The organism is Clostridium sp. CX1 (assembly GCF_025398335.1).
Taxonomy (GTDB): Bacteria; Bacillota; Clostridia; order Clostridiales; family Clostridiaceae; genus Clostridium_AM; species Clostridium_AM tanneri.
The window spans coordinates 324,362-344,131 of record NZ_JAODOO010000001.1 but is presented as its reverse complement, the minus strand read 5'-3'; the positions used below and the strand labels follow the sequence as shown (position 1 = coordinate 344,131).

At 32.7% G+C, this 19,770-nt stretch carries 22 protein-coding genes; 2 read left to right on the top strand and 20 right to left on the bottom strand.

The window, feature by feature from the left end; genetic code table 11:
- Nucleotides 1-16: 16 nt before the first annotated feature.
- From N4T77_RS01600 to yeiL, 9 genes are all read right to left on the bottom strand, one after another.
- Entirely contained in the window at nt 17-1,252 is a 1,236-nt protein-coding gene (locus N4T77_RS01600) for an efflux RND transporter periplasmic adaptor subunit (protein ID WP_261669959.1), read from the bottom strand.
- A 270-nt stretch (nt 1,253-1,522) separates the two neighbouring features.
- Nucleotides 1,523-2,209 carry an ABC transporter permease gene (locus tag N4T77_RS01595; RefSeq protein ID WP_261669958.1) on the bottom strand — a complete coding sequence of 229 codons (687 nt, stop codon included), beginning with the start codon at nt 2,207-2,209 and terminating at the stop codon, nt 1,523-1,525.
- Entirely contained in the window at nt 2,202-3,122 is a 921-nt protein-coding gene (locus tag N4T77_RS01590; RefSeq protein ID WP_261669957.1) for an ABC transporter ATP-binding protein, read from the bottom strand. The genes N4T77_RS01595 and N4T77_RS01590 overlap by 8 nt, the downstream gene beginning before the upstream one ends.
- 52 nt (nt 3,123-3,174) lie before the next feature.
- Nucleotides 3,175-4,098, bottom strand: coding sequence for a cell wall metabolism sensor histidine kinase WalK (locus tag N4T77_RS01585; RefSeq protein WP_261669956.1), 924 nt, complete (start codon nt 4,096-4,098; stop codon nt 3,175-3,177).
- A 1-nt stretch (nt 4,099) separates the two neighbouring features.
- Nucleotides 4,100-4,771: a response regulator transcription factor gene (locus tag N4T77_RS01580; protein WP_315903153.1), complete on the bottom strand. Its 672-nt coding sequence runs from the start codon at nt 4,769-4,771 to the stop codon at nt 4,100-4,102.
- 147 nt (nt 4,772-4,918) lie between these two features.
- Nucleotides 4,919-6,340 (bottom strand): DUF4179 domain-containing protein, encoded by a 1,422-nt coding sequence (locus N4T77_RS01575; protein WP_261669955.1) that lies wholly within the window; start codon nt 6,338-6,340, stop codon nt 4,919-4,921.
- 38 nt (nt 6,341-6,378) lie between these two features.
- Complete coding sequence (locus N4T77_RS01570) at nt 6,379-6,696, bottom strand: RNA polymerase sigma factor (protein ID WP_261669954.1); 318 nt, start codon at nt 6,694-6,696, stop codon at nt 6,379-6,381.
- 38 nt (nt 6,697-6,734) lie between these two features.
- Nucleotides 6,735-6,908, bottom strand: coding sequence for an RNA polymerase sigma factor (locus N4T77_RS01565; protein WP_261669953.1), 174 nt, complete (start codon nt 6,906-6,908; stop codon nt 6,735-6,737).
- Nucleotides 6,909-7,049: 141 nt separating this feature from the next.
- Nucleotides 7,050-7,763 carry a transcriptional regulator YeiL gene (yeiL, locus tag N4T77_RS01560; protein ID WP_261669952.1) on the bottom strand — a complete coding sequence of 238 codons (714 nt, stop codon included), beginning with the start codon at nt 7,761-7,763 and terminating at the stop codon, nt 7,050-7,052.
- A 133-nt stretch (nt 7,764-7,896) separates the two neighbouring features.
- On the opposite strand from yeiL, the gene N4T77_RS01555 reads away from it, so the two are divergent.
- The gene (locus N4T77_RS01555) at nt 7,897-8,712 is read left to right on the top strand and encodes a purine-nucleoside phosphorylase (RefSeq protein ID WP_261670012.1); all 816 of its coding nucleotides are present in this window, start codon (nt 7,897-7,899) and stop codon (nt 8,710-8,712) included.
- Nucleotides 8,713-8,802: 90 nt separating this feature from the next.
- On the opposite strand, the gene N4T77_RS01550 is transcribed toward N4T77_RS01555, so the two are convergent.
- On the bottom strand, nt 8,803-9,492 hold the full coding sequence (locus N4T77_RS01550; RefSeq protein ID WP_261669951.1) for a radical SAM protein: 690 nt from the start codon (nt 9,490-9,492) through the stop codon (nt 8,803-8,805).
- A 17-nt stretch (nt 9,493-9,509) separates the two neighbouring features.
- Entirely contained in the window at nt 9,510-10,217 is a 708-nt protein-coding gene (locus N4T77_RS01545) for a B3/4 domain-containing protein (protein ID WP_261669950.1), read from the bottom strand.
- A 443-nt stretch (nt 10,218-10,660) separates the two neighbouring features.
- Here N4T77_RS01545 and N4T77_RS01540 point away from each other — a divergent pair, with 443 nt between their 5' ends.
- Entirely contained in the window at nt 10,661-12,280 is a 1,620-nt protein-coding gene (locus N4T77_RS01540; RefSeq protein WP_261669949.1) for a hypothetical protein, read from the top strand.
- 85 nt (nt 12,281-12,365) lie between these two features.
- On the opposite strand, the gene N4T77_RS01535 is transcribed toward N4T77_RS01540, so the two are convergent.
- The 9 genes from N4T77_RS01535 to N4T77_RS01495 all read right to left on the bottom strand — a co-directional run bounded on the left by N4T77_RS01535 (nt 12,366) and on the right by N4T77_RS01495 (nt 19,745).
- On the bottom strand, nt 12,366-12,716 hold the full coding sequence (locus tag N4T77_RS01535) for a DUF1048 domain-containing protein (protein WP_261669948.1): 351 nt from the start codon (nt 12,714-12,716) through the stop codon (nt 12,366-12,368).
- 9 nt (nt 12,717-12,725) lie between these two features.
- Nucleotides 12,726-13,073 carry a DUF1048 domain-containing protein gene (locus tag N4T77_RS01530; RefSeq protein ID WP_261669947.1) on the bottom strand — a complete coding sequence of 116 codons (348 nt, stop codon included), beginning with the start codon at nt 13,071-13,073 and terminating at the stop codon, nt 12,726-12,728.
- On the bottom strand, nt 13,070-13,396 hold the full coding sequence (locus tag N4T77_RS01525; protein ID WP_261669946.1) for a PadR family transcriptional regulator: 327 nt from the start codon (nt 13,394-13,396) through the stop codon (nt 13,070-13,072). The genes N4T77_RS01530 and N4T77_RS01525 overlap by 4 nt, the downstream gene beginning before the upstream one ends.
- A 135-nt stretch (nt 13,397-13,531) precedes the next feature.
- Nucleotides 13,532-14,980, bottom strand: coding sequence for a serine hydrolase (locus N4T77_RS01520; protein WP_261669945.1), 1,449 nt, complete (start codon nt 14,978-14,980; stop codon nt 13,532-13,534).
- Nucleotides 14,981-15,365: 385 nt separating this feature from the next.
- Complete coding sequence (locus N4T77_RS01515) at nt 15,366-16,229, bottom strand: AraC family transcriptional regulator (RefSeq protein ID WP_261669944.1); 864 nt, start codon at nt 16,227-16,229, stop codon at nt 15,366-15,368.
- 144 nt (nt 16,230-16,373) lie between these two features.
- On the bottom strand, nt 16,374-17,273 hold the full coding sequence (locus N4T77_RS01510) for a sensor histidine kinase KdpD (protein WP_261669943.1): 900 nt from the start codon (nt 17,271-17,273) through the stop codon (nt 16,374-16,376).
- A gap of 17 nt (nt 17,274-17,290) precedes the next feature.
- Nucleotides 17,291-18,046, bottom strand: a complete 756-nt coding sequence (locus tag N4T77_RS01505; protein ID WP_261669942.1) for an ABC transporter permease — start codon at nt 18,044-18,046, stop codon at nt 17,291-17,293.
- The gene (locus N4T77_RS01500; RefSeq protein ID WP_261669941.1) at nt 18,039-18,962 is read right to left on the bottom strand and encodes an ATP-binding cassette domain-containing protein; all 924 of its coding nucleotides are present in this window, start codon (nt 18,960-18,962) and stop codon (nt 18,039-18,041) included. The genes N4T77_RS01505 and N4T77_RS01500 overlap by 8 nt, the downstream gene beginning before the upstream one ends.
- A gap of 90 nt (nt 18,963-19,052) precedes the next feature.
- On the bottom strand, nt 19,053-19,745 hold the full coding sequence (locus N4T77_RS01495; RefSeq protein WP_261669940.1) for a response regulator transcription factor: 693 nt from the start codon (nt 19,743-19,745) through the stop codon (nt 19,053-19,055).
- Nucleotides 19,746-19,770 lie beyond the last annotated feature (25 nt).

Below are 19,770 nucleotides of genomic sequence, written 5' to 3'. Positions count from 1 at the left end.
AATTTAATTTCAACTCCTATTCTGCTGCTACTTTTACAGCATCACCATCTTGAAGTGTACCTACGTTAGTATAAATGATACTGTCTCCATCTTGTACTCCAGATTTTATTTCCACTGTATCTTCACTAATTTCTCCTACAGTTATATTTTGCTTTTTTGCTACTCCATTGTTGTTTACAAAGACATAATATTTTCCTTCGCTGCCTGCCAGTGCTTTTAAGGGAACCATTATTGCTTTTTTATTTTCATCAGTAGCAATTTTTATATTTCCAAATACACCGGGCTTAAGCTTTCCATCTTTGTTGTCAATTTGAATTCTACATTTAAATACTCGAGAAATAGGGTCTGCAGCTCCATCAATACTTTTCACAACACCATCATATTCCTCTGAATCTTTATCGCTGAGCTTAAACTTAGCCATTGCCCCTAATTTTACATAACTTAAGTCACTGTCTTTTACTTCAATAACAGCATTTATAGAAGATACATTTTGTACTTTTCCAAGAACTGTTCCTGGACTTAGATATTGTCCTACAGTAATGCTTTTTCCACTTATAATTCCACTAGTTGGAGCTGTAATAGTTGTATTTTTCAATGACTCTCTTAAAGTATTCAAATCTGTTTGTGATTTTTGTATATTAGCTCTTTGTGTTTCAGTGGAAAGACTTGAAGATTGTGAACTAGCCTTCGCTGATTCTAAATCAGCTTGTACTAATTTAAGACTAGATTCTGAAGTTTCAAATTCCACCTTTGAAACTGCTCCTTGATCAAAAAGAGCTTTTGTTCTATCATAATTCCTCTGGGCAGTTTCCAAATTGGTCTGCTGCTTATCAATCATTATTTGGGAAGAACTTGCTGAACTTTCTGCTGACCTTAATTGTGCTTCTGCTGCAGTAAGTTGTGCTTCACTGGATTTTATATTGTTTCTTATATCAGTATCATCTAGCTTTGCTAAAGCTTGACCTGCAGATACTGTTTGTCCATTTTCAAAGGAAACCTCAATAACTTTTCCACCTATTTTGCTACTTATAGTTCCTTCTTCAGATGCCTCTAGTGAAGCATTAAAGGATGTACTATTTGCCATTATATCTGCACTTGCCTTAACTACCTTTACAGAAGTCTTATTAATATTGGTTGTCATAGTTGAAGTGCTTTTCTTCGTTCCACCTAAAACAATACCTTTGAAAGCAAATGCTGCACAGGCAGTAATGAGTATAATCATCATACAAAGTGATTTCTTTCCTTTTAACATTTTTGAACCTCCTTATTTAATAGCAATCCTAATTATGTCTGCTCAGAATTTCTATAACAGTAAATAATTTATTTAGTGCATCTTTACTTATATTCAACTTTATTATATAGAAAATATCTTTAAAATTTATTGCTTAAATATTACATAATTCTTACATATGTTTATTCTCTTCCTGAACTGGAATATAAAAATATAATAAAAAAATGGGCATAATAGTTTAACCTGCATCAGTGTTAAACTATTATGTCCATTTTTGATTTAACTAATATTCTATTTACCCTCACTGCATATTACATCTCTATTATTTAAAGTATATACTATAGGGATAACTGTAAGAAGGCTTATTCCTAATAAAATAAGAGGCAGCCGCAAATATAACATAGGATATGAAGTCTGAAGTATTCCTTTTATTGAGTGCATTATGGTGGAAAAAATAATCATTAGAAGAAAAGATCTTTTTACTATTGCAAAAAACGAATATATCACTGTAAGCAAAGTACTTATTATTATGCCTATTAAGGTAATGTTAACTCCCTTAATAATAACCGACAGGTTAATGCTGTCTTTTATAAAAGGTTTTATGCTATTTAATGCTAGCAGTACTCCTATAGAGGAGATTGTATTGATAATAACTATAAAATAACAATATGAAAATACCACTACCATCTTTGCAATATATATTTTAGTTCTGCTAATTGGATAGCTAAACATTACATTTATAGTTTTATCCTTATACTCAGTAATAAATAATTCTGATAAAAGTACACATAAGAATATGTTAGTAACAAAATTTATACTGTGGGAATTAAATTGTATAACTTGCACCCAGTTATCTATTCTTTTACTTCTTACAGCAGGAATCAAAAGCATTGAAACTGCCAAGCAGGTAATAATAATAGCTAAACGCTTATCTCGCCTCTTCAATTTAAGAAACTCTATTTTTATAAGACTAATCATTTGATTTTCTCCTAATAAGTGAAATAAAATGTTCTTCCAATGTATCCCTTTTGATATTAATAGATTTAACTTCTACATTATTTTTACATAAGAATACATTTATTTTTCCACTATCATTTAATCTTTCATAAATTTTAATTTTGTTCAATCCAGATACGAGAAAGTTATTTATATTCATCTTCTCTGAAAGTAAAAAAGAAGCTTTATTTACATTATCAACTATAAGTTCTATGGAATGTCTGCTTTTTTCTCTAATACTTTCATAGTCTAGCTCTTCAAGGAGAATACCTTTATGAATTATACCTATAGTATCTGCAATTTGTTCTATTTCACTTAATATATGGCTTGATATTAAAATTGTGGTTCCATATTTTTTAGAAAGCATACCTAATAAATTTCTGATGTCTCTTATACCTAATGGGTCCAAACTATTGACAGGTTCATCTAATATTAATAAATCAGGTTTTGTTAATATTGCTCTTGCAATACCAAGCTTCTGTTTGGTACCAAGGGAAAGTTCACTGACTAACTTTCCTTCAAAATCCTTAAGCTGTACTATTTCTATTGCGTCATCAATGCAATTTTTTTCTTCATATCCCATGAAAGTTTTATGAATCTCTAAGTTTTCTTTAGCTGTAAGATTTTCATAAAAGGCAGGATATTCTACTACACTACCAACTTTCTTTAAAAATTCTTTACTGTTATTTGTTATAGGCTCATTAAATAATTCTATAACTCCAGAAGTAGGTTTAAGTAAATTTAGGATAAGCTTTAAGGTAGTGGTTTTTCCTGAACCATTTTGTCCAAGCAGCCCATAGATTTCTCCTTTTCTAATGTTTATATTTAAATTATTAATTATTACAGTATCCTTTATTTTCTTACATAAGTTAAAAGTCCTCACTGCATATTCCACTTTTTCACCCACATCATATAATATTCAAAATCAGCTATTAACTTATAAGTTCCTATTGTTTTTTTAAATAGAACTTGAATACAGTTCTCTCATAAGGAACACTCTTCAAATATATTTCTCCATTCATCTTGTTTATCAGTGTTTGAACAATTGTAAGTCCTAATCCACTTCCTTGATAATCCTTGTTCCTAGATTCATCTAACGTATACAACCTCTCAAAGACCTTGTTTTTCTCTGATTCTGATATGCCTTTGCCCTTATCCCACTGCTCTATCCATACTAGATCATTTTCTTCATAAAGTTTTATTCCTATTACCTTACCATCAGATCCATATTTTATTGAATTAGTTATAAGATTGTTTAAGACTCTTGTAATAGCTTCTTCGTTTCCTAAAGCCCATATATCCTTTTCCGGAATATCAATTTCTACATTAATTTTATTTGTCTCAAGAGTTTCATAAAAACTCAATATACTCTTTTTCGCAATTTCTGAAATATTTAACTTTACTATATTGATAACTTCATCCCCAGATTCCAATTTGGAAAGAGAAAAAAATTCATTCATAAGGGTTATAGTTTCATACATCTTTTTTTCTAGTTTTGTCAAATATTCTTTCTTTTCTTTTTCAGTTAGCAGAGAATTATAGTTAAGCTGGTCAATATATCCAAGCATAACTGTCATAGGTGTTCTTAAATCGTGAGATATATTAGAAATCATCTTTTTCATAGCTTCTTTTGACTCAGTTTCACTGACCTTTAATGTATAAAATCTTGAGATAAAACTATTAATTTCTAAGCACAAGCTTTTTATAATCTTGTCGCCTGTTACTAGTCTAATCCTGTCATTTACACTTTCAAAGGAAACTTTACTTAAGGAACTTATTATGAAAGATATGTCTTTGTTTTTCATATGTATTTTAGTTAAAAAAAGTATAATAGGTACAATAATTACAATAGCTATCAAAAAATTAATCATGCTATGTATCTCCTAATCTATAACCAATTCCCCAAACAGTTTTTATATACTTTGGATTGGAAGGATCTTCTTCAATTTTTTCTCTCAATCTTCTTATCTGGACTGTAACAGTGTTATCATCATTAATAAAATCACCTTTCCAAACACTGGCAAATATTTGTGCTTTGGTAAATACCTTTTTAGGGTTTTCAAAAAATAACTTTAATAATTCGAATTCCTTTGCAGTCAAATCTATATGATCTTCACCTTTTAGGATTTGATAGTTATCAAAGTTAAGTGTAAAGGGTCCTCTTGAAATTGATTTAGTACTATTTTCCTCTTTAATATAATAACCTATCCTTCTAAAGATTGCAGATATCCTTGCTGTTAGCTCAAGTACCGAAAATGGCTTGGCTATATAATCATCAGCACCTAATTCTAATCCTAAAATTTTATCAACTTCAGAATCCTTTGCAGAAACAATAAGTACAGGTACAGAACTAGACTCCCTTATTCTCTTTAATATTTCCTTTCCACTGACCTTAGGCAGCATTAAATCTAATAGGATTAAATCAAAAGTATTATTATAAAAAGCCTGTAAGGCCTTTTCACCATCATTGACTGCTACTATATCAAATCCTTCACCTTTGAGATGCCTACTTACAAGTTCAGAAATCTCCAAATCATCTTCTATTAGTAATAATTTATAAATAATTCGCCACCTCCTAATATTATATCTGCAACAGCTACAAAATTTCCCCTACCAAACCTTTAATAAGGTTATTTTAGTTCTAAGATTTAATAAAGTCAACATATGCCTCATCTTACACCGATACCATTTTTATTTTACCCATTCTATTTTCATCTCTTTCCCTACTAATTCATAACCTTCATCAAAATCTGGAGTTACAACTTCATAGTCTTTTAATCTGTTAAAATCTATTTTCCCTGTCTCTCTAGTTTCATCCTTATCTATCCTTAATACATAGTCATTATCCTTTACTCTTTCTAGCATCCCACTACCATAATAGGATTTTCTGTTGTTTCTATCTTTAGTTTTATCATATATATTAATTTGGCTATCAAAAATACTTAAATATTTACCCTGCTCAATTGTCAAATAAATATATGCATTTTCCTCTTTTTCTTCTATTTTGCTTATAATTATCTTTCCAAACTTTTCTGTATTTATTACTGCTGGAAGCTTGTCTAATGTTCCATGAGATACTTGTCCGTTTATTATTTCTTTTGGTATTACCCCGGCATTTATATCTTCCTCATTCATGTTTTGATACAGTTCATAAATTAATGGGACAGTTCTTTTTACCGGTGTTATTACTATAAACTTAGGTATTTCCTCATCTGCAGTATTAAATCTTTCCTCTCCCTTTGATTTTATTTGGTTTGTAGATGATCCTCCCCCCACCTTTTGCAGACCTCTTCCTTTATCGTCTGAGATAACAAAGTTGTAGTTTTTTTCAAATAGTGTATCTTCTCTCTCACTATCATTATTAAATGTGAAGTTCCACTTTTCAAAAACTATTCTGGATTTTATTGGACTTATCTGTAAGTCTGTTATTTTTAGCTTACCATATCCAAAATCAACATTTTTATTCACTTTTACAGCTTTTATTTTATCCTTCATACTATCAACGTTTATCTTAAAGTTAAGCTGCCAATTGCCTTCAATACCTGCTAATTTATTAATTTTTTCTTCAAAACCAAGTTCATTTATGGGTTTTCTAAAACTTTCAATTCCCAACCTTTCCTTTACTATATATGTGTTATCATCCACTTTTTCATAGCCCATATCCTCCCACTCATTCACTTCACTTCCAATGACTTTTATTTCCCTTCCGTTATATCTTACTGGCACTATAGCAGAACCGTAGATTTTATCTTCATCTATTTTTAATGCTTTATCACTCTTAACAATATACGCAATATAAATATCACTTCCATCATATACAGCTTCCTTAATTCTAAGCTCTATTCCTTTATCTTTGCATCTTGCTTCCATAGGTGTAGCATATTTAGATAACTTTTCATCCTTAAATAAGGATGTCTTACTGACTAAAGTTTTTACACCTGGTATTTCATAGGCTAAAGCAGGATTGCTATATAAGGTTCCACCTACTGCACCAATTGTCAATATTAATGCTGCCGCTGCTGCATATCCTTTTATTTTTCTCTTATCCTTGTTTCTCTTTATAATTTTATAAGTATCTTCTATTTTGTTATCAACTACAGCCGGTATATCCATATCCTTACATTTTTTTTAAAAGCTCTATTATTTCCTTATCACTTAACATTTCCTGCATAGCTTGTCCTCCTATCTGTAAATAATTCATTCAGTATCCTGCGTGCTCTATGAAGTCTTGATTTTACAGTTCCTTCTGGTATATTAGTCAGCTTAGCTATATCCTTTACTGAAATATCTTCAATATAATAAAGCTGAACTATTAATCTTAAGCTTCCATCTAAGCTATTAAAAATTTCTCTAAGCTCAATTTGCTCAAACTCCTCACACTTTGAGCTTTGCAAGACTACTTCATCTATACTCACAACTTTTTTACTACTTTTAATAAAATCCTTGCAATTGTTTATAAGAATTCTCATAAGCCAAGCTTTAAATCCACCGTAATCCTTTAAATTTCTTATATTTTTATAGCTTTTAATATGGTCTCCTGTATTAGGTCTGCTATATCTTCATCATTGTCAATCATGGACTTAGCAACGCTATACATGAGCTTTTTATGCATTTCTATAAGTTTAATAAAGGCTTCTTCATTACCTTTTTGTGCTCTTTTAACTAAAAACTCTAGCTCCACCCTGATGCCCCCTTCCAAACTTTACTGACAGCATGCTATCTATAATTAATTACATATACTAAGACGGTAAATTTGTTTATCAGGTTCAAACTAAATAAAAAATTATCTTTAAAAAAGGAAAGTGATGCCATGAGCAGAATTTTAAAAGGCTTCCCAAAGTCCGTTACCTAAGTCTGCTGCAAGGTTTTTTAATCTATCAAGATCTATAATTTTAAAGTAAGTGTTTTTCTTTTCAAGAATTTCACTTTTGCAAAGCATTTTTAATGTCCTTAAAAGATGTCTGTAGCTTGTGCCTAGTAAGTTTGCTAGTTCAGTTAAATTTTCACTGAATATCATAGCTCTTGCTTCATTTATATAAGTACTTGTTGCTGTGGCCAAAATATAGCTAGCTAACCTATTTTCTAAGGGGTAAAGTAAATTAATGGAGCTACTTTTAGATAACCTGATCAGTTTTTCACTTAAGGACCTGCACATAAATTGCATGAACTTAGTATCATCTAGTAAATATTCTCTAACTCTTTCAAGAGAAATTGCTATGCAGTAACTATCCTCTATAACCTGGAAATTTGAATTTGCCGGTTCTAATTTCATAAATTCTACATCCCCAATTATACTACCTGAATTATAAAAACATATTAATATTGTTTTACCATTGCTTAGTGATGAGTAAACTTTTGCTTTTCCTTCTACTAGAAAAAAAAGATGTCTTAAACTTTCTCCTTCTCTACAAACATGATCACCTTTACTAAATAGAAAAAGCTCAGTATAAGGTTTTATATCTTTACTGAAAAATTCATTTATATTGTATTTTTCAATGTATTGATTTATAAGTTTTGAATCATTAATTCTTTTCATTTTATGTCTTTACGCCTCCCAAAAAAATTCAAAAGAAAATTTCTTTAATCATTGTGACATATGTCATCATTACTTTCAATAATTCCATGATAAATTAATTTTATAATTTAAAGGAGGCATTAATATGAATAATATGTATGATAAGGTTGTAGAATCTGCAAAATATATAGGAGATAAGATTGGTAACTTTAATCCCAAGATTGCAGTTATTCTTGGTTCAGGATTAGGTAACTTAGTGGATGTATTAGAGGATAAAGAATATATAAATTATGAAGAAATCCCCAACTTTCCTCAGTCTACAGTAGAAGGTCATGAGGGAAGGTTAGTATTAGGAAAATTAAAAGGAATAGATGTACTAGCTATGCAGGGAAGATTTCATTACTATGAAGGGTATACAATGAAAGAGGTTACTTACCCAGTATATGTAATGCAACAGTTGGGAATAGAAAAACTAATCGTAACTAATGCTTGCGGTGGTATAAATACTGATTTTAATCCTGGTACATTAATGCTTATAAAGGATTTTATAAATTTATTTGGAGATAACCCACTGATTGGAGTTAATGATAAAAGATTTGGTACAAGATTTCCTGATATGTCTGAGCCTTATAAACTAGAGTTAATAGACAAAGCAAAATTACTAGCTGATGAAATTGGAATTGACTATAAAGAGGGAGTTTATGCTGGTTGTACAGGACCTTACTATGAAACTGCTGCAGAAATAGTAGCAATAGGCGGACAAGGAGCTGATGCTGTTGGAATGTCAACTATTCCAGAAACAATAGTTGCTAACTATTTAGGAATAGATGTCCTTGGAATAGCTTGTATTACTAACATGGCAACAGGAATACAAAAGCATAAGCATTCACACGAAAAAGTTGTGGAAATAGCTAAAAAGGCTTCAGCGGATTTATGTACTTGGGTAGCTAAGATAATAGAAAATATTTAAGTGACATTAGTAGGATACAACAAGAATGTTGTATCCTACCAAATATATTATAAATAAGCTTTAAAGTATAAGTTTCATTAAATTATCTGTCTATTCAGTTAGCAATACTTTTGAAATTTCCTCAAATCTTTCATCAGATATGCCAAGTTTTTTCTTAAACTTTTCATCATCCATTCTTGCGATAATTATCTTATCAGGAGATATTTCTTTAATAACATTTTTCAACCTCTGAATTGATTCTTCATCATCGTTATAGCCCTTAATAATTGTTATTTCAAATATAAACTTACCTTTGTATTGTTTATTAAAGGAAACCATGTTTGAAATGTATTCTTCTAAAGTATACCCTTCAATGGGTCTTTGGATTTTTTGAAAATCTTCTTCAGTTATTGTTTTTATCTCTCCAATAACTTCATCGCACATGTTAGCTATTTTTATATACTGGTCTTTACCTAGCAAATATCCATTAGAAAGCAATCTTACAGGCAGTCCTTTACCTTTGATTAATTTTATGACATCGATAACTTTATCATTAACAAAGGCTTCACCCTTTGAGTTAACAAAGATTAATTCTGCTTTAGTATTTTCTATCATGCTTTCCAGTTCTTTTAATGAGCTATCCATTTCATCAAATGACTTTTGGATATCTACTTTATTTTCTGATCTTCCAATAGGGCAAAATATACAGTCAAAGTTGCAATACTTCTCAGGAAGTATGTTAACTTCTAGTACCCTTCTTTCATTTTCAATATAAATATCTTTATAACTGAAACCACCCATCATCTTTTCCTCCCAAATTACTTTATTGATACTTCTTTATTGTTAATATCAAGAATTGAAATCTTGCATGTTCCACCTAAATTATCCTGTACTGTTTTTGCTAAATCTTTTAAAGCATTTTCAAACTCTGCTGTCCTTTTTTCGTCAACTAATTCAATGCATAGAAAAGCATTCTTCGTATTTTCAGTTAGCATTGTCCTCACTGATTCACGCCAATTCCAGCATCTACAAATTGCTCCCTGGTTATCCTTATATACTATTTCACCTTCATATGGTGGCTCACTTTTATCCGTTCCTAGTGTAACAAAATTTTCATTTCCAATTGCCTTAGTCAATCTTATATCACCAACAAAGGTATCTATATCCTCACCACCGCAAGGCAATGCATATCTTAACGAAATAGAATTGTAAATATCTACCAAAAGATTAATAGTCCCTAAGTGATTTCCATTATGCACTCTCTTTAATAATGCCTCAATAGATGACCTGGCACCTTTCTTTGTTTTAAACTTTTGAAATGCTTCTCTCCATACTTTTACTGCTTCATTACTGCTAAACTCTGGGTTTTGCAAATATTTTAAAGCTTCCTTTTCTGCCTCTAAAAGGGTTGCTTTATATTTTTCTTCGTCCTTTATACAATTATCTATCCCATTACAAATAACAATACCAATTCTCGCATTAGGAAACAGACTCCAAAAATCATCTTCAACTATAAAATATTTCATTATTACGCCTCCTAGTATAATTTGATTATTAATATTTATAAACCAGTTTCTACAACTGGTATTTAAAACTTTATTAATTTTTTCTGTAAATATTGGCCTTAAATAGCTTGTCTTAAAAAGCATATATCTAGGCTATAGTTTAGCATTTCCTTTTTTAGAATAAATTATTAGAAATTATTTTTCAATATTCACTTGTTATTATACAGTCTGTCTTATCCTACTGGACTTGCATAACTATTATCTTTTTAAAACAAATATTAAGCCAATTATGCATACTATGAAGTATCATTCTAAAACAAGTAAAAACAAAAAAGCCAAAGGAAATAATCTTAAAATATCTCCTAGGCTTTTATCCCTCCGTGAACACAATTTCTGCATATTAGTGCACATATTTTAATCCCTTATCATAAAATGATAGAGAGTCTTTGAAAGGAAAGAATCATATGTATAAGACAAATCCTACCTACTTTAACACTCCAATATACAGTTTAGCACCTTGTGCTAGCTGTAGAATGTGCTCATGCCTAAACTGTGTTAAAGCACCAATGTATGACTGGAACTTCTCAAGACAATTCTCTAATTATGCAGATGATGAAGATAAAAAGCTAACAGATTTTATCTCTACATTAGAAGAAAGAGGGTTTATTGTTCAGGAAGGAAAACTGGAGTATTTAGACATACTGAAGCTAGTTAGTGAAGGAAAATTTGACAATGCCTTTGCCAACAATGCAGGTGCTCCTTATGCAACCTATTTTCTTCCACCGGCGCCAAACCAAGATCCATCTCCCGGTCAAAAACCTCCAAAAGGATATAATCCTCAGGATCCTAATAATTACCCAGCTAATATAGAATACGCAGCACCTGGAATGGACTATAAGCTGCGTGCTGACGAAGCTATTGTATTAATCGGAAAGACACCTCCACCGGCATATAACTTTAGTTACAGAAGTTACCTTGGATTTGTAGAAAACAAACCGTCAAAAGATTACAGTGATAATATTACGGTAGGCAATGACTATACTGGTTTTTATCACGCTATCACTGCCAGCTTGGGTGATCAAATCAATAATCGTCGTATCTGGACTGATAGTACACCTTATGGGTCCCCTGGAAATCCCTTTAACAGTTCCACCATCATCATTACAACTGCAGACAGAGGCATAAATGCGCAAATGCGTGATGCTCTAGTTGCTTCAGGATTTAGTCCAGGTATTATGAACGATGACAACATCCCTATGGCAATGGTTAACATGGGTCTTGAAAAAGGAAAAGATACTTTCTCCTTTATAATGAGGGCTGCAATTTGGATAGATTATGATGTTGGCTGGGATTATATCAATAACCTCGAAAACTATGTAAAGGTATTACGTATTACTCCTAAAACTGCTTCTCCCGCTCTAGATCCTTGGCCGATACCAGCCCTTAAGAAGCATGAAACCGGCACTACTGAATTCCAGGTGGTTCCTTATGCAAGAAATGAACTGAATTATCTGCGAAATGAGATAATTAAGAAGTACCAAAATGAAGAATATGAACCTGTGGATCTGAATTCAAAACTCTGGATACTTGATGGTTATGAGGGAATATTACAGGATGTTAATGTGTATTATGATAACAGAGACGGCCTCTATATAAGGACAGATAAATTCCAATTAGAAACTGATGAGGATTTTGTGATAATATATGGCGTTGATCACGCACAAACCAGATTTGCAACATTTTTTAACATAAGCTTTTACGGCGAAGAATTATGGAATGGTGTTGTGGGAGCCAATATTACAGATGAGTTAAAGTACCCCGCAACCGAGTATTTTCCTAGAGATTATAAAAACTCAAAGTACTATTATGCAGTAAAGATGGCAAGAAAAACTGAAGAAGGTAATGAAGTTATAATACCATATAGTACAGGCAATCCTAAAGCCTCAGCATATGGTGTTGATAACAATGAGGATGCTTATTTAGGCTTCAGGATTTATGCAAATCCAGAAACAAATGTCGCCCCAGCTATCTTTGATACTATCTGGAGTCACGCAATCTTGTTTAGAAAAAAGAAAAAACAATAAATATTCAGTGAAATATAGTTTGGCATAGAAAACAGCACTAAAGCAAGTGCTGTTTTTCTTGTACCTAAGGCAACATTTTTCCCTTTTACCTTGTTTTATCCCTAACCTTTTTCATTGCCTTATTAACTTCTTGATCAACAGATTCTTGATAGATGTCAGCATAGGTTTTTGAATCTTTGATTAGATCGTCACAGAAAGCTGCTACATCACTGCCCGTTACTTCCAGCACGGCTTTCCCAAGAGCCGCGCCCTCTTCAAAAAGATCAATAATCCCGGAGAGCAAATCCGTCCCATCGGTTAGCTCAACAGGGCCGACCTTAAAGAGATATTTTTGAATCTCTTTATAAACAATCTGATAATCCTGCGGAAGCGCTTTCACACGAGCCACGTGCGCTCGCCACTTTTTTTTGCCTTCGATGATATCTTGTATGCTCATTTTATCCTCCTATTTACCTAATTTTTTTGCGATATTATTGTTGAGTTGCTGGCGCCACTTATCGCGATAAGACTTTGCTCCTTCTTCGCCAGCTAGTGCTAAGCAGAAGCCTTTGATATCGTCACCTAAAACCTCTTGAACACTTTGACCGTCCGCCGCCGTTTCTTCGAGCAGGCTAAGCACACCGTCAAGAATTGGCATGAGGTTGCGACCGGTGAAATCTGAATGCGACCAAAGATTAGAATTAATTTTTTCCCATGCATCTTGGTAATCAGCGGGCAGCTTTTTGGCACGAGCTTCAAAAGCTTTCATTTCTTTAGTCATGTCATTGCCTGTGATTTTTTCCCAAAAACTCATTGTGTTTCCTCCTTTAACTCATTAATTTTTGATGATAGGAACTCCCATTTTTCCCAGAACTTCTGTAATTCCTTGCGCCCTGCGTCATTGAGCGTGAAAAACTTTCGCGGCGGTCCCATATCCGATGGCTTTTTCGTAATTTCTACTAATTTATTCTTCTCAAGCCGCACCAAAATGGTATAAACTGTCCCATCCACAACGTCTGAAAATCCGAGGGCGTTCAGTCTCCGCGTGATCTCGTAACCGTAGGTTTCCTTCTGGCTTATGATTTCAAGAACACAGCCTTCCAGCACGCCTTTGAGCATTTCCGTAAGGTTCTCCAATGCAACTCCTCCTTGCTATTCTGTACAACCGGTATTCAGTATTACTTACTACGGCTATATAGTAACACATAGTAGTGATATCGTCAATATGATATATATGTATTTATTTTATTTAGGACTTTATATCTAAATCTATCAATTTCTACTTAATCTTCTCCTATAATATGTCCTCATAACTGTAACTACAACTCCAATTAAGAAAACTACTGTGAAAAATAACATAGCAGCTGGCCAAAGCCCAAAAGCATCTTTAATTGTAGCACTATTATTTTGTAGGTTTGGGACAATAAAAAACAACCAACCTATAAACAATACCGGAATAACTTGGGGCATTAGACGAAGATAATATCTCCAAGTGGGATGTTGTTTGCGTCTGTTGGACCACTCCCCACTGCGCAAAATACCTCTAATACCTAATATCAAGTATATTAGTGTAATGAAACCAAGTGATAAATCTATTATCGTAGGTGTAGGGGCTTTAGTATCGGGCATTTGTCCTTCAGTTAATTGGATAATTCCTGAACTAATTTCATATGAGTGTTCTAAAGTAGTTGTAAAGCTATTAAGCATCACAGCTACAGCATATCCACTGGAAGGTACAATATCTTGTTGTGCTTGTATAGTAGATAATGCCCCACTATGAGAAATACGTGCTGGTTTAATATTTGGAGAGCTTAAAGACCAACCAAGACCATATTTAGCGCTTCCCGGTTGAGGAGAATAGGATTCTTCTAGCAATGATTTTGATAGTAACCTTTCTCCATTCACATTTTTTCCCTCATTAGTGTGCATGGAAATCCATTTCCCCATGTCAGCAGCTGTTGAAATTACTCCTCCAGAACCAGCAAACATTTGCTCAAGCTCTGACCAGGGAAGTGCAGTACCGTATGCTGTTATATATCCTTTAGATAACCCTTTTACAGGATCACCAGAGTTGATAGCTGATAGTGTATCGTTCATTCCCAGTGGATAAAATATATTTTTCTTAAGATACTTAGGAAACTCCATACCGCTTATTACTTCTACTAATCGAGCAAGTACCCAATAATTAGCATTGCTATACAAATATTTATCTCCAGGCTGCCAATTAAGTTTCCAGTCATGTAGACGGTGAACACCTGCTTTTAAGGTGCTGGCTGGTGGCACAATCGTCGGATTCGGAATCCCTGATGTATGACTTAACAAATGCCTTACTGTAACCTTTTGTAATCTAGGATCATCCATTGTAAGTTCTGGCAAATACTTAACAACTGGATTATCTAGGTTAACTTTTCCTTCATCAACTAATTGCAAAACTGAAAATGCAGTGAAGGATTTGGAAACGGAACCTATTCTCATTAATGAATTTTCTGTTAAGGCTTTACCTTCAGAATCATGGCCATATCCTTTTCCATATATTACTTTACCATCCTTTACGATTACAATGGATGCCCCAGGTAGTCCGTTACGTTTTAAATAGTTAGTGACAAACTCATCAATAGCTTCTTTTTCTATAATAGCATCAGCATTAACTGATAAAGGATAAAAAATCAATGGCATTAAAAATACTATTATCATTAAGATAATATATAACCTTTTTCTCATTTTAATCTCTCCTATCTATTGTCTGTATCTTTACCTGAAGGGGTCTGGCCTGTTGTAAAAGCCTAACAAACCTGCAATTTTATCTTATCACTATTGTTTACCATGTGAGCTCTAAATAGCCCTGTTTTTTTCTTACCTTTATTCACATATTGTACTAAGTTTCCTTGTCCTCACTTGGTTAACTGATATATTCATTATGAACTATATGATTAAAGAAGCAATAAAGAAAGTCTTAAGAAAATCTTAAGTTACTGGTATGACCTACTAAATGAAAATTCCTTCAAACCACCAGTCTGAAGGAATATAAAACACACTTTGATTTTAATTTCACGTAAAATATTCCCCCTTTACTTAAAGGAGGAATACTTTCACATTAATCCTATTTTTATTTCTTGCGAACAGGAATCCAAACTTCACTATAAGCGTAATCTTTTTTATCTTTATCCATTTTAGTAAAAGAAAAAGATGGGGCATTGATTAGCTCGTAATCGGAAGAAGGAAGCCATTCTGAATATGTTTTCGCCATTGTTTCTTGTAAGGTAGAAGGAAATGGCCCTTCATTAGGAAATATAGCCCAAGTACAAGCATCCACTGGCACTTTTTCTAATAGATCACTTACTTGATTTTCAGTGGTTAAAATTCCTATCAGATGAGTTAAGTATCCTTCCTCTTTTAGGAAATTAGCGTCAGCCTCATAAGAAGCACTGACAACCTCATAAGGTTCCATATTTTGAAGAGAATGCATTTCTTCTTTTTGTTCCTCCGTTATGCTTTGTGCAAGCTTTACAATCTCGTTATTAACACCTTCAAATTGCATAGGAACACGCTTACTTACACCGACTAAATTAAACGCTGGTTTGTCTTCAATTCTAAATTCCATAGAAACTCCTCCCTTGACGGTTATTATGAATGAAAGTTTGGGAAATGATTTACTTATGCCTTTTTTCATTACATCTGAGGGTAAAAACCCACTCCATTTTTTAAATGCTCGAGTAAAGCCATCTATTGACTGATAACCATATTTAAAGGCAACATCTGTTACTTTTTCTCCATGTAATAAATCTTTACTTGCTTCCGACAGTCTTCTGTTTTTGATATATTCACTAAGTGTTAACCCTGAAAGGTAAAAAAATATCTTTCTAAAGTGATAGTCAGAAACCCCAGCATATTCAGAAATTAATTCAAAAGATAAATCATCAGTTAAATGATCTTCAATATAGTCAATTACATGATTTAATTCCTTTAACATTGCCCCCCTCCTTTCATATGTACATAATACCAAAGCTGCTTTAAGGACGCTCGACTTTTTTAATACAAAAAATATCGGACCTTTATTATAAATCATTTTATATTCTATAAATTTACAGGTCAGTAATTACTCTAGACTAGCATCCTAAAGATTGAAAGTTATATTGATAATAAGAAATGAATCCTCAACATATGCTTCAATTTCACCCTTCATCTTAATAACTAGGTTTTTTACAATTGAGAGTCCCAAGCCTGTAGTCTTCTTAGTTCTGGATTTATCAGCAGTATAAAAGCGCTTGAACAATTTCTTAGCCTCTTCATTATCTATATTAGGTGCATAATTTTTAAAACTAATACATACATGATTCCCTTCCTCTTTTACTGAAATAGATATATTTCCATTTCCATGATTTAAATAGTTCTTAATTAGATTCTGAAAAACCCTTTTTAGGGCATCTTTATCCGCATGGATATAAATCGGTGCTGAGGGCATTTGGATGCTTGGTTCCTCGCCTTTTGAAAGGAAATCATAATAAAACAGAGAAATTGCATCTGCAAGCACATTGCTCACATTAATTTTTTCAAGCTTCAATGGGTATTCATCGGATTCAATTCTAGTAAATTCAAAAAACTCGTCCAACATTTTAATTAATGTATCAATACGTCTTCTAATTATGCTGTAATATTCAGCCTTCTTCTCTCTAGGCGTATTCTCCGACTCCAACATCTGAACATATCCGGCAATAGAGGTTAGTGGTGTTCTTAAATCATGAGATATGTTGGTTATCTCCTCTTTAAATTCATGTTGAGCCTTTGAAATAGCTACTTTTTCAATTTTATAATAGTTAATTAAATGATTTAATTGAATTGCCAGTTCATTAATTTCCTTTGCTTTAATTTGAAGGTTAACTTTCCTATTTGTATCATTATTCCTAATAAACTGAAGTCTTTTAGCAATATTTCTAATCTCTCTTTTATAAAGGAAAATATAGGCGAATAGTACGCCTATGACTAATATAAGTATTATAGTAATTAACCAAAGCATAAAATCTGCCTCCAAGTCTATTTGATATCCTGCTTTTTAAAGATAAATCCTCCTATACCCAAACACAAAATCAGGTAGAATAAAGCCACCGCAATTGCTATCCTTATATCCACTACTTGTGGCTGTGGTACAGCAGTAGGCGAAAAGTTCATAAGCAGTAAAATTCTTCCTAGATAGCTATTGCCAACTACTGAACCTAAAGAGCCTAGTATTAAGCTGAAGAAAATGCTAAAAGACATTGTACCTCCTACATTTTTAATCAAAAATGCTATCATTAAAAATATAGATGCATAAGCTGTATATAACAAGCTTTGGATTAAAAACATTCGAACAAGCAGCAGCAAGTCATAAGTTGTAAAAGAACCGTATATGCCAAAAACAAAAATTGATGTAATGACCGTAAAAAATATAGCAACAAGCATCATTAAAATTGAACCTACAGATACTGTGATTAATTTAGATATATAAATTTTACTACGGCTGAAGCCTAAGGAAACAGAATCTTTAATTGTTCCTGCACTATACTCGCTTGTTATAAGCATTGTAATAAATATGGCCTGGAACATCGGAATAAAATATGGTAAAAAAGCTCTTTCCTTAAAAAGCATATATATCCAATGAAAAGTACTTTGGCTAAGCCGCTCTTTCATATGTGCTGAAGAACTAAAATCTAGTATTACATAGGCTACAAAGAAAGCAATCATAACCAAACAAATAAAAAAGGACTTGCTTCGCCTTAATTTATAAAAATCCGCTCTCAATAAGTTAAGCATAATTATTATCCCCCATCAATCTCATAAAATACCCCTCCAAGTCATCCCCCTTGGATTCAATAGAGTATATCTTTACATTATTCTTTGCAAGCTCCAAGCAAATTTCACCTGACATATCCAACAAATCATAAACCTTAATTATATTGTCTGGCAGTACCTCATAATTTGTTGTTTTAAAGGTGTCTTCTAAAACAAAAGAAGCCGCAGCGCTGTCACTCACCCTTATATCTAGATACTTTCTGCATTTTAGTTCTAACTCCTTAGCTGTAAACTCCTCTACTAACGAACCATTATTGATTACCCCATAGCGTGTTGCCATTTTAGATAATTCCCCTAATATATGGCTTGAAATTAAAATTGTTATACCCTGCTCTTCATTAAGTCTTTTTAAAAGCTTCCTCATCTCCACAATACCCTCAGGATCAAGTCCGTTTGTCGGTTCATCAAGTATGAGAAAATCCGGATTTCCAAGCAGCGCAAGAGCTAAACCCAGACGTTGTCTCATTCCTAAAGAAAAATTCTTAACCTTTTTCTTTCCCACATCTGATAACTCTACCACCTCCAATATATCGTGAATGACCTTTTTTTCAGGTATTCCCAGTAACTTGCCTCGAAGCTCCATATTCTCATATCCAGTAAAATCAGGATATAAGGCAGGGTGTTCAATTATACTTCCTATTCTAGGCAGTTCAGCATTAATATTTTTTTCACCCTTTCGTGAAAACAATTCTATTTCACCTTTTGTTGGTGTAACTAGTCCTGTAATCATTCTAATCATTGTTGTTTTACCAGCACCGTTTCTGCCAATAAAACCATATATATCTCCCTTTTTAATCTTCATATTTACATTGCTAACTGCAGTACTTTTTCCATATTTCTTTGTAAGCTCAAAGGTTTGTAATATATATTCACCCAATTTAAGCACTCTCCTCTTATTAACTTATGTACTTATTATGAATTACAGGATTTAAGAATCAATAAAAAAAGTCTTAATAAAGTCTTAAGTTTACTCACTCATTTTAAAGCCTATTCCCCAAACAGTTTGTATGTATTCCCCTATTGGATTTGCCTTTGCAAGCTTTGAGCGAATATTACTAATGTGGACATTTACAGTATTCTCATCCCCTAAAAATTCATCATTCCACACATGTTCGTAAAGATTTGACTTAGTAAACACCTTTTTAGGATATCTCATCAATAATTCCAGTATCAAAAATTCTCGCTTAGTAAGGCTTATAGGGGTATCGCCAACCTGTACCAAATAGGTTTCTGTATCTATGGATAAGTCTTTATAGATTAATTTATTGTTTTCACTAGGAATACTTAAAGCTTGATTATACCTTCGCATTTGTGCTTCAATTCTTGCAAGCAGTTCATCATTATTAAAGGGTTTTACAATATAATCGTCAGCGCCAGACTTCAGTAGATTAATTGTTGAGGCCTTATCGCTCTTTGCTGAAAGTCCAATAACTGGAACATTACTGTGTTTTCTTATTTCCTGTAGTACCAGCTCCCCACTAAGGCTTGGAAGCATAAGGTCAAGCAATATCAAATCTGTTTCAGTATCAAAAACCGTTAAAGCTTCAGTGCCTGAATAAGCTGGCTTTGCATTATAGCCATTCTGCTTAAGCAAGTCACAAATCATATTGCTTATATCTTTGTCATCTTCTATCACCAATATTGAAATTCTATTACTCATTTACTATTAACACCTACCTACATTA